Below are 12,088 nucleotides of genomic sequence, written 5' to 3'. Positions count from 1 at the left end.
GGGAATGCAAGGGGGTGGCGCATAGGTGCGTGATTTTTTTGGCATGGCTGGGGACGCCCCGTCGCCGGGGGCTTCCTCAACCGGGCTCGGGTCGCGTTGCGGCGCAGCATCCGGGCCGCTACAGTTCAACTGTCAACGCCTCGGTCATCCGAAAGTTTCCGTCTTGCCCGCCAACGACTTGTGCCGCCTGCTGGAAGAGTTGTGCCTGACGGCCTGGCCTGCCCTGAAGACCATTCACGATGACGGCTGGCTGCTGCGATTCTCCCAGGGGCATTCCGGCCGCTCCAACTCGGTCACCTGCCTGTCGGCCGGCGTGCTGCCGGTGGCGGACAAGGTGGACCGGGCGGAGGCGGCCTATACCCGCGAAGGCCTGCCCCCGCGTTTCCGCATCACCCCCCTGGCGCCCGGGGCGCTGACGGCGGAACTGGACCGCCGCGGCTACCTGCGGCAGGAGGAGAACCTGGTGCAGGCGGCGGATATCACCCCCGCCAGTCTGGCCGTCGCGGACGACGGCCTCCGCTGGCGGGTGGATACGGCACCGCCCCCCGATATGCTGGCGGCCTATGCTCAGGCCCTGCCGCTGGCACCCCGGGAGGTGGAGCCCATGCGCCGCCTGTTGGACGCCATCGCCATGCCCACCCTGTATGTCAGCGCCTGGGACGGCGGCCGCTATGCCGGCAGCGCGCTTGGCGTCGCGGATCGCGACTGGCTCGGCGTCTACAAGGTGCTGGTGGCCCCGGAGCAGCGCGGCCAGGGCCTGTCCCGCCGCCTGCTGGCGCGCCTGTCGGCGGCCGGGGCGCAGGCGGGTGCCACCCGTGCCTATCTCCAGGTGGGCGGCGCCAACCACCCGGCGCTGGCGACCTACGCCCGGGCAGGGTTCGCAACGGTTTATCGCTATCAATACCGGCAGACGCCTTAGTTGCATCATTGATAAGGATGGCACTCGCAAGTAGATTGCCCATAGGGCAACCTATGGGGTGTGGGCATGGGAGGGATGAGGGGCGCCGTCGTGGGCGTGGCTTTGGTTCTGTTGGGCATCGGCATGGCCAGGGCGAAGGAACCGGCCGCGGAGTCGCTCACCAAGACCGTTCAGGCCCAGCTTTATGAGGATGATCCGGAGGGGCGTGGCGGATTGGTGGAGGTCAGCGACGGTTACAAGTTCGTCCAGTGTTGGCACCTGCCGCGCCAGACCATCGTCACTTGTGAAGCGGCCGGAAAGCGCGGCCAGCCCTGGATGCGCCACGTTCTGACCAAGGAACGCCGTGCCGCCTTGAAGGAGATGGGCTTCACCGCCGACCGACAAACAGGGAACTTCATCCGGCGGTGGGATCCGCCGCCTGAACCCAAGGTGCTGATGGCCTTCATGGTCCGTGCCCTGGAGGTAGGGTACGGCAAGAGTGGCCAGGACCCCACGATGCGACATGGGTGGTTTCCCGCCGCCGAGTGTCCGGCGCGGGTTGCCGCCGGAAATCCATATGGCGGGGAGATCGTGGCGTTCGGCGCCTCGGTGGAGAACGTGGCCGAAGGCTGCCGCCTTGAAGGGCAGGATGAGGACGGTGATGACGATCCCCTGCCACCCCAGCCGCGCATGCCGGACGACGCGGCGGACCTGCTGTCCCGGCAATACAAGACCATCGCGGAGGCGGTGGACTGGGTGGCCGGCGGCACGGGGCCGGAGCATCACATAGCCATCTTTTCCTGGGGTGACTTCTACATCCAGTGCATGAAGGCGGAGGACCCGTCGATGCAGTGCGAGGTGGTGTCCGCCGACATCATGCCTCGGCTGAAGCCGGTGCTGAACGCCGCCGCCGGCCGCCGGCTGGAAAAGCTTGGGTTCCTGGAGCCCGGCTATTCCCTGAACTACGCCCAGAACTTTCTGCTCCACAAGGGTGCCCGGGACAAGGACACCAAGGCCATCGCCGACACGCTGGCGCAGGCGGCGCAGCAGGGTTTTGGCAACTACGTGTTCCTGCCGTTGCAGGTGAAGCGCCACACCTCCAAACCTAACTAAATAAGGGAGCCTCCGAATGAAGATCCTGAGGATCGTTGTTGTGGGCCCCGGCGATGGCGTTTCCCCCCATCGCCGGGGCCCACGCGAAGGGCGCGCCCCAGGAGGCGTTGACCAAGGCGGTCGCGGTGCTCGCCCATGCCGACCAGATGGATGGGCGTGGCGCCGCGGTGGAGGCGCATGACGGCGACCAGTTCGTGCAATGCCGGCGGGCGCCCCATGAGCCGATCATCACCTGCGAGGCGGCGGGGCCGCGGGGGCAGCCTTGGATGCGCCATGCCTTGAGCAAGAAGCGACGGGCGAACCTGAAGGAATTGGGCTACGTCTCCGACCGGAAGACCGGCAATTTCGTCGCGCGTCTGGACCCGTCGGAGTGGCCGAACGACAAGCTGGCCGGTTTCATGGTCGCCACGCTGGTCGGTGGTTACGATGTCGACTCGTCTGACATCGTGACGGAAACCGGTTCCTATCCGGCCGTGGCCTGCCCGCCGCGAAATCCCGCCGGCCATGACTTCGGCGGGGAGATCGCGTTCAACGACCGCTCCCAGAAGGACCTGGAGGAAAACTGCGAGGTCGCGGGCATGGATGACGAGGATGAGTCGCGCCTGCCCAAGCCCTTGAAATCCATACCCATGGATTCCGGCAAGGCGGAGGACTTGATGAAGCAAAACGTCAAGGAGATCGGTGACGCCTATACCTGGCTGCTGGGGGTGAGCGGGCCTGGTCGCCGGGGCGTCGTTCTCAGTTGGGGTGAGTTTCACATCCAGTGCAGCAAGACGGCTGAGCCTGTGATCCCGTGCGAGATCGAGTCCGCGGAGGCCAATCCAACCTTGCGCAGCGTGATCACGGCGGCGGTTGGCCGCAAGTTGAACAAAATGGGGTTCCGGGAGCCGGGCTATTCCAAGAACTACATCGGGTGGTTCAGGTTGAACGACGGCAAGCCTGAGAACTGGGCCTGGTCGATGATGCAGGCGGCGCTGACGGCTTTCGGTGGCTACGCCATCCAGCCGGTGACCGTGGAGCGCCGCGCCGCGAAGGGGGAAACCTGAGCGATCCGGCTTAAGGGGAGGGCTGGTTCGCGCCGTCCGTCGCCGGCGTCCCGATCGCCTCCGCCAGCGCCACCAGGCGGTGGGCCTCGGCCACGTGCAGGGCTTCCACCAGGCGGCCGTCCACCAGCACGACGGCCTTGCCCTGGGCCATGGCCTCGGCATGGGCGGCGATGATCCGTCGGGCGCGGTCCAGCGACGCGGTGTCGGGGGCGAAGGCGGCGTTGGCGGCGGCCAACTGCTTGGGATGGATCAGGGTCTTGCCGTCAAAGCCCAGCTCCACCCCCTGGCGGCAACTGGCGTCCAGGCCTGCGTCGTCATCCAGGTCCAGGTGCACGCCGTCCAGGATGGCCAGGCCGTGGGCGCGGGCTGCCAGCAGGCATAGGCCCAGGGCCGTGATCATGGGCAGGCGCATCGGCGTATGCTGGGCGTGCAGTTCCTTGGCCAAATCCGATGTGCCCAGCACCATGCCGGCCAGGCGGGGGGAGGCGGAGGCGATTTCCCTGGCGTTCAGCATGCCCAGGGCGGTTTCCATCATGACCCACAGGGGAAGGTCGTTGGTCGCCCCCTCCGCCGCCAGCAGACGGTCCGCCTGACGCACCGCTTCGGCCGACTCCACCTTGGGGATCAGCACGCCATGGGCCCCCGACCGGGCCACCGCCGCCAGGTCTGCATGGCCCCAGGGCGTGTCCAGGCCGTTGACGCGAATCAGCACCTCGCGCCGGCCGAAGCCGCCGGCGGCCACGGCGGCCAGCACCTGGTCGCGCGCCAGATCCTTGGCGTCCGGCGCCACCGCATCCTCCAGATCCAGGATCAGGACGTCGGCGTCCAGGCCCTTGGCCTTTTCCAGCGCGCGGGCGTTGGACCCCGGCATGTACAGGGCGGAACGGCGGGGACGGGCGGTGACGGGCATGGGCGGCTCTTACAAGATGGGCAAGATGGGCGGACGGATTTGCGGCACGATAGCGCCGTCCTGTGACGGGGGCGACGGCCGGCGGCCTTCCATCCGTGGTAACAGTCTTCGCGTCCCCTTGTCCCGCGTCATGCGGCTTGCCCACAGGCTGCGGCGGGGCTACCCCTAGGACAGGCCGTCCGCCCCGTCCCTTGGGGGCTGGTCCATTGCCACGAGGAGCCTTTCCCCGATGCCGTCGCGTACCCGCCGCCCGTTCGACCCTTCCGCAACGCGCCGTGGCACCCAACTGGAAGGCGCCCTGCTGGCGGCTTTGCTGTGCCTGGCCGCCGGCGGCGCCTGGGCTCAGGCCGCTCCTCCGCCGCAGGATGGTGCGCCCGGTGCCGGTGAGCCGGTCACCGCCAACCAGCCGCTGCTGCGCGATCCCCGCCTGGTGGGCAACGCCAAGGCGCCGCCGCGCGACGTGGAATGCGTGGTGGGGGCGGGCAGCCCCTGCGCCGGCCGCATGGATTTCAACGACGGACGCAGCTTCGGCTTCAAGATCAGCGGCCCGGGCGAGGCCCTGTTCCACAACATCGGCAACCGCCGCTGCACCCTGGAATACATCCTGACCGACAGCACGGTGGCCACGGCCGGCCGCACCATGGACCTAGCCGCCGGCGCCGCCACCACGCTGAAGGTGCGCGACGCCCAGGGCATGCATGTCCGCCTGTCGGCGCGCGGCATGGCCTCCCCCATCTGCGAACTGGAAGTGACGGCCAAGCAGTCGTGAGAGAAGTAGCCCTGATGCGTCCCCTGCTGATCGCGCTGTCCCTGGCGGTGGCGCCGCTGATGGTGCCAATGCCCACCCGTGCCGCGGACGCCGCACCCGTCGCGGTGGAGAAATTCGATCCCGTCCGCGATGCCGCCCATGATGTGGCCGTGGCGGTATCCCAGGCCAAGGCGCAGGGCAAGCGGGTGCTGGTGGATGTGGGCGGCGAATGGTGCGTGTGGTGCCACCGCTTCGATGCCCTGTTCACCGATGACGCGCGGCTGCGCACGATGCGGGACCAGGGCTTCGTCACCGTGAAGGTGAACTGGAGCAAGGAGAACAAGAACGAGGCGTTGCTGGGCCAGTGGCCCAAGGTGGCGGGCTATCCCCACCTGTTCGTCCTGGATGGCGAGGGCAAGGTGCTGCACTCCCAGGACACCGGGCTGCTGGAACAGGGCAAGGGCTACGATACCGGCAAGGTGGCGGCCTTCCTGACGGAATGGGGCGCCAAGGCGCCAGGCTCCCGCATCTGAGCCCCTGTTCACGCCATGAAAAAGGGCGCCGGCCTCAATGAGGCGGCGCCCTTTCCTGAGTGCGGTCAGCCGGCCGCCTACTTCTTCAAATGGTCCTTCACCAGCCGTTCGGCGATCTGCACGGCGTTCAGGGCCGCCCCCTTGCGCAGGTTGTCGGAGACGACCCATAGGTTCAGGCCGTTCTCCACCGTGATGTCCTCGCGCAGGCGGCTGACGAACACCAGGTCGTCGCCGGCGGCCTCGACGGGGGTGACATAGCCCTCGTCGGCCTGATGGTCGATCAGCGACACGCCCTTGGCCCGGCGCAGGGCGGCGCGGGCCTCATCGGCGCTGATGGGGTTCTCGAACTCCACATTGATCGCCTCGGAATGGGCGATGAACACCGGCACGCGCACGCAGGTGGCCGTCACCTTGATGGACGGATCCAGGATCTTCTTGGTCTCCACCGTCATCTTCCACTCTTCCTTGGTGGTGCCGTCTTCCATGAAGACGTCGATGTGGGGGATGACGTTGAAGGCGATCTGCTTGGTGAATTGCTTCTTCTCGACGGGATCATTCACATAGATGGCGCGGGTCTGGGTGAACAGCTCGTCCATCGCCTCCTTGCCGGCGCCCGACACGGACTGGTAGGTCGACACCACCACGCGGCGGATGCGGGCCAGGTCGTGCAGGGGCTTCAGCGCCACCACCATCTGGATGGTGGAGCAGTTGGGGTTGGCGATGATGCCCTTCTTCTTGTAGCCGGCGATGGCCTCGGGGTTCACCTCCGGCACGACCAGGGGCACGTCCGGATCCATGCGGAAATGGCTGGTGTTGTCGATGACCACGGCGCCGGCGGCGGCGGCCTTGGGCGCGAACTGGGCGGACACCTTGGCGCCGGCCGAGGACAGCACGATGTCGGTGCCGGTAAAGTCGAACTTGGCCAGATCCTGGACACGCAGGTCATCGTCGCCGAAGCTGATCTCCGACCCGATGGACCGCTCGGACGCCAGGGCCACGACCTCGCTCACCGGGAATTCCCGTTCCGCCAGGATTTGCAGCATCTCGCGCCCGACATTGCCCGTGGCGCCCACGACGGCGACTTTATAGCCCATGGTCATGCTCCTCATATCTCTGGCGGGGACCAGGGGGCGGGGCCGCTTGCGGGGGCGGGGGCCGCTCTGGTCTAATCCGGCGGAGACTTAAGGCCGGCCGGCGGGCTTTGCAAGCGCGCAGGCGTCAGTGCCGCCCCGCGAACGGGCCGGCGGCGTCTAGACTGGGAGGGAAGACCATGACGGCACACGAACCGCGCATCGCCACCTATGACGCGTTCTGGCCCTTCTACCTGGGCGAACACGCCCTGCCGGCCACGCGGGCCTGGCACTTCGTGGGCACCGGCCTGGTGCTGCTGGCGCTGGCCGCCGGCCTGGTCACGGGAAATTGGCGCTACTTCGCCGCCGCCCCGGTATGCGGCTACCTCTTCGCGTGGATCAGCCACTTCTTCGTAGAGCACAACCGGCCCGCCACCTTCACCTATCCGCTCTGGTCGCTGATCAGCGATTTTCGCATGTTCTTCCTGTTCGTGGCCGGCCGGCTGGGGGCCGAGTTGCGCCGCCACGGCGTCAGCCACTGATGGACCGTTGCCCTTACAGGCCTGCCACCAAAGGATAAGCCGCCTTGGCTCAGATCGTCGACACCATCGCCCAAGCCATCAAGCGCGCGGACAAAACTTTCTTTAACGAAAATTACACCAAGCAGGCCCAAGCTGTAGTTGACGGCCTGCGCAAGGCGGGTTTTGAGATCGTCCCGGTCAAGCCCCCGGAAGTACTGGTGGAGTACGCGATTGAAAACATCCCCTTTGGCCGACTGCGCCCGTCAGAGTTGATCCGTGCCCTGTACGGCACGATGGTTGAGAATTGCCGCAAGTTTGTATCTTAGGATCGATGGTTTATTTCCGGAAATACCGGGTGAATCCGCTTCTAAATACCCAGTGCTGGTGTAACAATGTAGTCAACGCCCTGATTTCAGGGCGATGGAGGTAATTCGGGTGGCTAGGCTGCATGCATCCTGAACGTCAGTACCAGGACGGGTTTGAATTTCGGCGGGTGACCCCGACCGAGGTCATCGAGGCGGCCCGCAAGCATGAACGGCTGATCGAGGGGCGCATCGGTGGCGCCCGTTTCGCCTTCATCCTGCACGACCTGCGCGGTGCGGTCCTGTCCACGCTGAACCTGACCGACGCCGACCTGACGGGCAGCCGCCTGGACCAGGCCCAGCTGGTGGGCACGCGGCTGCGCAACGCGTCCCTTTTCGCCTGCGATTTCCGCCTGGCCTGCCTGCGTCAGGCCGACCTGTCGAAATCCGACCTGCGCGGCGTCAGCATGCGCGGCGCCGACCTGACCAAGGCCCGCATGCGCGAGGCGGACGTGCGCGAGGCGGTGCTGGCCGTCTATCGCGGCGGCAAGCCCCTGCCGGAAACCTTCGACGGCCGCATCCCCGATCTGACCTCCGCCATCGCCATCGGCGCCGACATGGGCGAAAGCCGCATGAATGGCGCCTGGACCCTGAACGCCGACTTCACCGACGCCAACCTCGCGGGGGTGGATTTCCGGGGCGCCGACCTGCGCGGCGCCGTGTTCAAGGGGGCCAACATGCAGGGCGCCAACCTGTCTGAAACCAGGCTGCACGGCACCTCCTTCGCCGGGGCGCTCTTGACCGACGCCCTCTTCAACGACGCCATCCTCGAAGACGCCAACTTCCGTGGCGCCATCATGGAATCCAGCCTGATCGGCCGGCTGCGCGGCAAGGGTGCCGTCCTGCCGGGTGAAGGCGGGGAAGGCGCCCGGCCGGTGATGGAGCTGGTCGAGGACCATGCCGTCTGGGTGGCCGCGGCCGGCCGCTCCGGCGCCCGTGCCGACCTGTCGGGCCGCGACCTGAGCGGGCTCACCCTCTCGGGCCGCAACCTGACGGCGGCCAAGATGGCCTATGCCGTGGCCCGCCGCCTGGTGCTGACGGGGGCATCCCTGGTCATGGCCGACCTGGAATGCGTGGACTTGCAGGACGCGGTGCTGGTGGGCGTGGACGCCCGGGGCGCCAATTTCGAGCGCGCCCACCTGAACGGCGCCGACCTGCAGAACGCCAACCTGGGCCTGCTGGAAAGCGCCGAGCAGCCGGACCGCAAATGGCCGGCACGTCTGACCCGCGCCCGCCTGCGCAGCGCCAACCTGCGGGGGGCGAACCTGCGCGGCGCCGTGCTGCGCGAGGCCGACCTGAGCGGCGCAGACATGCGCGACGCCCAGGTGGACGGCATCGTCCTGGATGGCGCGAACACCGCGCAGGTAAGGTCGCGGTAACCCCTCCAGTTGCCGGGGCGCGGCGAAGGAACGGAACCTGACATGAAAAAGGCCCGGGCATCGCTGCTCCGGGCCTTTTTGGCTTCAGGCGGGCTCAGCCCACCAGCTTGTCCAGCTCGCGCAGGATGCTATCGCCCATCACGCTGGTGGAGCAGCGGGCCATCCCTGGGGACATGATGTCAGCGGTGCGCATGCCGCCCTTCAGGACGTTCTGCACCGCCCGGTCCAGCAGGTCGGCTTCCTCGCCCCGGTCGAAGGAGTAGCGCAGCGCCATGCCGAAGCTCAGCAGCGAGGCGATGGGGTTGGCGATGTCGCGGCCGGCGATGTCGGGGGCGGAGCCGTGCACCGGCTCGTACAGCGCCTTGCGGCGGCCGTTGGCGTCAGCGGCACCCAATGAGGCCGAGGGCAGCATGCCGATGGAGCCGGTCAGCATGGCGGCCTCGTCCGACAGGATGTCGCCGAACAGGTTGTCGGTGACGATGACGTCGAACTGCTTGGGGTTGCGCACCAGCTGCATGGCGGCGGCATCGGCCAGCATGTGGCTCAGCTCCACGTCCTTGTATTCCGCGGCGTGCAGGGCGGTGACGTCCTGGTTCCACAGCAGGCCGGATTCCATGACGTTGCGCTTCTCGCAGGAGCAGACCTTGTTGCCGCGCTTGCGCGCCAGCTCAAAGGCGACGCGGGCCACGCGCTGGATTTCCGGGGTGGTGTAGACCTGGGTGTTCACCCCCCGGCGGATGCCGTTGCCCAGATCCTCGATGCCGCGCGGCTCACCGAAATAGACGCCGCCCGTCAGCTCGCGGACGATCATGATGTCCAGGCCGCGCACCACCTCGGGCTTCAGGGTCGAGGCATCGACCAAGGCGTCGAACACCACCGCCGGGCGCAGGTTGGCGAACAGCTCCATCTCCTTGCGCAGGCGCAGCAGGCCAGCTTCGGGCCGTTTGTCGAAGCTGACGCCGTCCCACTTGGGGCCGCCCACGGCGCCCAGCAGCACGGCATCGGCGGCCAGCGCCTGGGCCATGGTGTCATCGGACAGGGGCACGCCGTAGGCGTCGATGGCACAGCCGCCGACCAGACCTTCCGACACCGTGAACTCCAGGTCGCGGCGGCGGCCCATCCAGTCGATGACGCGGCGGACCTGGCGCATGACTTCCGGCCCGATACCGTCGCCCGGCAGCATGAGAAGAGAGTAAGCGGCCATGGATGAACCCTTTTTGTCGGATGGTGCGGCGTCGCCGCGGCCGCCGGCTTCCCTGTTCGGGCTTGGGCGTGCGGCCGGCCGGGCGTGCGGCCTCTAGATATTGGTTAGCGAAAATACGGGTGGGCCGGCATCCTGCCAACCCCCTGTTTTGGCCGGGAACCGCGCCAAAGAGCAGCGCCCCCGGCCGTCACAGCATGGTCACGGGTGGGCGCTCAGCGCGCCCAGCGCCACGGCTGCCCGGTCTGCTGCTGCGCCTCGAACGCGTCGATGGCGCTCACCTGCTGCAGGGTCAGGCCGATATCATCCAGGCCGTTCAGCAGGCAGTGGCGGCGGAACGGCTCCACATCGAAGCCGACGCTCTCGCCGTCCGGGGTGGTGATGGTCTGCTTCTCCAGATCCACGGTGAAGGTGGCGTTGGCGCCCTTGGACGCCTCGTCCATCAGCCGGTCCACCACGTCCTGGGGCAGGGCGATGGGCAGGATGCCGTTCTTGAAGCAGTTGTTGAAGAAGATGTCGGCGAAGCTGGGGGCGATGACGCAGCGGATGCCGTAGTCCAGCAGGGCCCAGGGCGCGTGCTCGCGCGACGAGCCGCAGCCGAAGTTGTCGCCCGCCACCAGGATGCTGGCCTTGCGGTAGGCCGGCTGGTTCAGGATGAAGTCCGCTCGGTCGCTGCCGTCCTCGTTGAAGCGAAGGGAGGAGAAAAGCCCGCTGCCCAGACCGGTGCGCTTGATGGTCTTCAAGTACCGCGCCGGAATGATCATGTCCGTGTCGATGTTCTGGATCGGCAGGGGGGCGGCGACGCCGGTCAGGATGGTGAACTTGTCCATGGGCTCTCGTCCGGTGACTACAATACGGGTGACGCTGTCCCTTTCTGCCACAAGGCGGACGACGCCAACAACCACCCGCGATGATGCGTTAACGCGCGACAGCCCCCACCGAAACGCAAGGGAAGTACGGGGATGGGTCGCTTCGCGAACTTATATTGCGCCGTCGGGCCGGGGGCGGGGCGGCGCAAGGGTGCGTTGATCCCCCCGCCGGTTGCTGGAAACGGGCCGTTTCGATATGAGGAACCGCCCCTTTCCCAGCATCCGGTGGTCCCCCATGTCCGAAGGCCCCTTGTCCGTCTACCGCGCCCGGCGCGGCACCGGCACGCTGAAGGACGACCCGGCCCAGGAATTGGCGGCGGAGAAGCTGCAGAGCCTGTACCAGGCGTTGCGGGATTACCGCCCGGCGCAGGGCCAGTCCGGCTGGCGTGCCCGTTTCGGCTTGGCGCGGCGGCCGGATCCGGCGCCGCAGGGCCTGTACATCTATGGCGACGTGGGCCGGGGCAAGTCCATGCTGATGGATCTGTTCTTTGAGACGGCGCCGGTGCTGCGCCGCCGCCGCGTCCACTTCCACGCCTTCATGCAGGAGGTGCACCAGTCCCTGCACAGCCTGCGGCAGCGTCCCGACCTGCGCAAGAACGGGGCCGATGAGTCGCTGCCGGAACTGGCGCGCACCATCGCCGACCAGGCCTGGCTGCTGTGCTTCGACGAATTCCATGTCACCGACATTGCCGACGCCATGATCCTGGGCCGGCTGTTCACCCACCTGTTCGACTTGGGGGTGGTGGTGGTGGCGACCAGCAATTGGGCGCCCAACGACCTGTACAAGGATGGCCTGCAGCGCGACCTGTTCCTGCCCTTCATCGCCCTGCTGCAGGAAAAGCTGGACGTGCTGCACCTGGAGGGGGCCCGCGACTATCGTTTGGCCCGCATCCGTGGCCGCCAGGTCTATTTCGACCCCTTGGGTGCCGCCGCCACCGCCGCCCTGGAAAAGACCTTCGGTGAGCTGACGGACGCACAGCCCACCGCCACCCACCTGATGGTGCAGGGGCGCACGCTGCCGGTGCCGCGCCAGGCCAAGGGTGTCGCCTGGTTCACCTTCGACGAGCTGTGCCGCCAGCCCCTGGGCCCCGGCGACTACCTGGCCATCGCCACGCACTATCACACGGTGCTGCTGGACGGCGTGCCCATGCTGGACCCCAGCTTGCGCAACGAGGCCAAGCGCCTGATGACCTTCATCGACGCCCTCTATGAGCACAAGGTGCACCTGATCATGGCGGCCGAGGCCGCTCCCGGGCAGCTCTACCCCGAGGGCCGGCACGCCTTCGAATTTCAGCGCACCGTCAGCCGCCTCATGGAAATGCAGTCGGAGGATTATCTGGCGGCGGGGCATCTCACTTGAGACTTGCCCTCTGGAACTGACGGTTCGCCCGCCAACATGGTAGGGTGGTGCCTTGAGCCCGTGATCCAGCCGGAGGCA

General features: G+C 67.4%; 13 protein-coding genes. 9 read left to right on the top strand and 4 right to left on the bottom strand.

Features of this window, described 5'->3' with window-relative positions; translation table 11 throughout:
• Positions 1–163: 163 nt before the first annotated feature.
• From FBZ89_RS10965 to FBZ89_RS10955, 3 genes are all read left to right on the top strand, one after another.
• Positions 164–919: a GNAT family N-acetyltransferase gene (locus FBZ89_RS10965; RefSeq protein ID WP_186457299.1), complete on the top strand. Its 756-nt coding sequence runs from the start codon at positions 164–166 to the stop codon at positions 917–919.
• 75 nt (positions 920–994) lie between these two features.
• Positions 995–2,011: a hypothetical protein gene (locus tag FBZ89_RS10960; protein WP_145750015.1), complete on the top strand. Its 1,017-nt coding sequence runs from the start codon at positions 995–997 to the stop codon at positions 2,009–2,011.
• Between the two features lie 107 nt (positions 2,012–2,118).
• Complete coding sequence (locus tag FBZ89_RS10955; protein WP_145750014.1) at positions 2,119–3,057, top strand: hypothetical protein; 939 nt, start codon at positions 2,119–2,121, stop codon at positions 3,055–3,057.
• 10 nt (positions 3,058–3,067) lie between these two features.
• Here the strand turns inward: FBZ89_RS10955 and FBZ89_RS10950 are convergent, their stop codons facing one another.
• Positions 3,068–3,967, bottom strand: coding sequence for an HpcH/HpaI aldolase/citrate lyase family protein (locus FBZ89_RS10950; protein ID WP_145750013.1), 900 nt, complete (start codon positions 3,965–3,967; stop codon positions 3,068–3,070).
• Positions 3,968–4,196: 229 nt separating this feature from the next.
• On the opposite strand from FBZ89_RS10950, the gene FBZ89_RS30840 reads away from it, so the two are divergent.
• Complete coding sequence (locus FBZ89_RS30840) at positions 4,197–4,736, top strand: hypothetical protein (RefSeq protein WP_186457298.1); 540 nt, start codon at positions 4,197–4,199, stop codon at positions 4,734–4,736.
• Positions 4,737–4,750: 14 nt separating this feature from the next.
• Complete coding sequence (locus tag FBZ89_RS30835; RefSeq protein ID WP_186457297.1) at positions 4,751–5,248, top strand: thioredoxin family protein; 498 nt, start codon at positions 4,751–4,753, stop codon at positions 5,246–5,248.
• A 77-nt stretch (positions 5,249–5,325) separates the two neighbouring features.
• Here the strand turns inward: FBZ89_RS30835 and FBZ89_RS10940 are convergent, their stop codons facing one another.
• The gene (locus FBZ89_RS10940) at positions 5,326–6,342 is read right to left on the bottom strand and encodes an aspartate-semialdehyde dehydrogenase (protein WP_145750011.1); all 1,017 of its coding nucleotides are present in this window, start codon (positions 6,340–6,342) and stop codon (positions 5,326–5,328) included.
• Positions 6,343–6,518: 176 nt separating this feature from the next.
• On the opposite strand from FBZ89_RS10940, the gene FBZ89_RS10935 reads away from it, so the two are divergent.
• The 3 genes from FBZ89_RS10935 to FBZ89_RS10925 all read left to right on the top strand — a co-directional run bounded on the left by FBZ89_RS10935 (position 6,519) and on the right by FBZ89_RS10925 (position 8,580).
• The gene (locus FBZ89_RS10935) at positions 6,519–6,860 is read left to right on the top strand and encodes an Mpo1-like protein (protein WP_145750010.1); all 342 of its coding nucleotides are present in this window, start codon (positions 6,519–6,521) and stop codon (positions 6,858–6,860) included.
• A gap of 44 nt (positions 6,861–6,904) precedes the next feature.
• Positions 6,905–7,165, top strand: a complete 261-nt coding sequence (locus tag FBZ89_RS10930) for a hypothetical protein (protein WP_145750009.1) — start codon at positions 6,905–6,907, stop codon at positions 7,163–7,165.
• A 122-nt stretch (positions 7,166–7,287) separates the two neighbouring features.
• The gene (locus FBZ89_RS10925; protein ID WP_145750008.1) at positions 7,288–8,580 is read left to right on the top strand and encodes a pentapeptide repeat-containing protein; all 1,293 of its coding nucleotides are present in this window, start codon (positions 7,288–7,290) and stop codon (positions 8,578–8,580) included.
• 94 nt (positions 8,581–8,674) lie between these two features.
• Here FBZ89_RS10925 and leuB read toward each other — a convergent pair whose 3' ends face one another.
• Entirely contained in the window at positions 8,675–9,784 is a 1,110-nt protein-coding gene (leuB, locus tag FBZ89_RS10920) for a 3-isopropylmalate dehydrogenase (protein ID WP_145750007.1), read from the bottom strand.
• Positions 9,785–9,996: 212 nt separating this feature from the next.
• Positions 9,997–10,611 carry a 3-isopropylmalate dehydratase small subunit gene (gene leuD / locus FBZ89_RS10915; RefSeq protein WP_145750006.1) on the bottom strand — a complete coding sequence of 205 codons (615 nt, stop codon included), beginning with the start codon at positions 10,609–10,611 and terminating at the stop codon, positions 9,997–9,999.
• A 274-nt stretch (positions 10,612–10,885) separates the two neighbouring features.
• Here leuD and zapE point away from each other — a divergent pair, with 274 nt between their 5' ends.
• The gene (gene zapE, locus FBZ89_RS10910) at positions 10,886–12,010 is read left to right on the top strand and encodes a cell division protein ZapE (protein WP_145750005.1); all 1,125 of its coding nucleotides are present in this window, start codon (positions 10,886–10,888) and stop codon (positions 12,008–12,010) included.
• Positions 12,011–12,088 lie beyond the last annotated feature (78 nt).

The sequence above is a fragment of the Nitrospirillum amazonense genome (genome assembly GCF_007828045.1).
In the GTDB taxonomy this organism is placed as follows: domain Bacteria; phylum Pseudomonadota; class Alphaproteobacteria; order Azospirillales; family Azospirillaceae; genus Nitrospirillum; species Nitrospirillum amazonense_C.
Note: the sequence above shows the minus strand (reverse complement) of the source record. Positions and strands in the feature narration are given on the sequence as shown.

Excerpts from the sequence above, each read along its gene's own strand:
- FBZ89_RS10960 (WP_145750015.1), top strand. The coding sequence starts at position 995 with ATGAGGGGCGCCGTCGTGGGCGTGGCTTTGGTTCTGTTGGGCATCGGC.
- FBZ89_RS10950 (WP_145750013.1), bottom strand. The coding sequence starts at position 3,967 with ATGCCCGTCACCGCCCGTCCCCGCCGTTCCGCCCTGTACATGCCGGGG.
- FBZ89_RS30840 (WP_186457298.1), top strand. The coding sequence starts at position 4,197 with ATGCCGTCGCGTACCCGCCGCCCGTTCGACCCTTCCGCAACGCGCCGT.
- FBZ89_RS30835 (WP_186457297.1), top strand. The coding sequence starts at position 4,751 with ATGCGTCCCCTGCTGATCGCGCTGTCCCTGGCGGTGGCGCCGCTGATG.
- FBZ89_RS10940 (WP_145750011.1), bottom strand. The coding sequence starts at position 6,342 with ATGGGCTATAAAGTCGCCGTCGTGGGCGCCACGGGCAATGTCGGGCGC.
- FBZ89_RS10935 (WP_145750010.1), top strand. The coding sequence starts at position 6,519 with ATGACGGCACACGAACCGCGCATCGCCACCTATGACGCGTTCTGGCCC.
- FBZ89_RS10925 (WP_145750008.1), top strand. The coding sequence starts at position 7,288 with ATGCATCCTGAACGTCAGTACCAGGACGGGTTTGAATTTCGGCGGGTG.
- leuB (WP_145750007.1), bottom strand. The coding sequence starts at position 9,784 with ATGGCCGCTTACTCTCTTCTCATGCTGCCGGGCGACGGTATCGGGCCG.
- leuD (WP_145750006.1), bottom strand. The coding sequence starts at position 10,611 with ATGGACAAGTTCACCATCCTGACCGGCGTCGCCGCCCCCCTGCCGATC.
- zapE (WP_145750005.1), top strand. The coding sequence starts at position 10,886 with ATGTCCGAAGGCCCCTTGTCCGTCTACCGCGCCCGGCGCGGCACCGGC.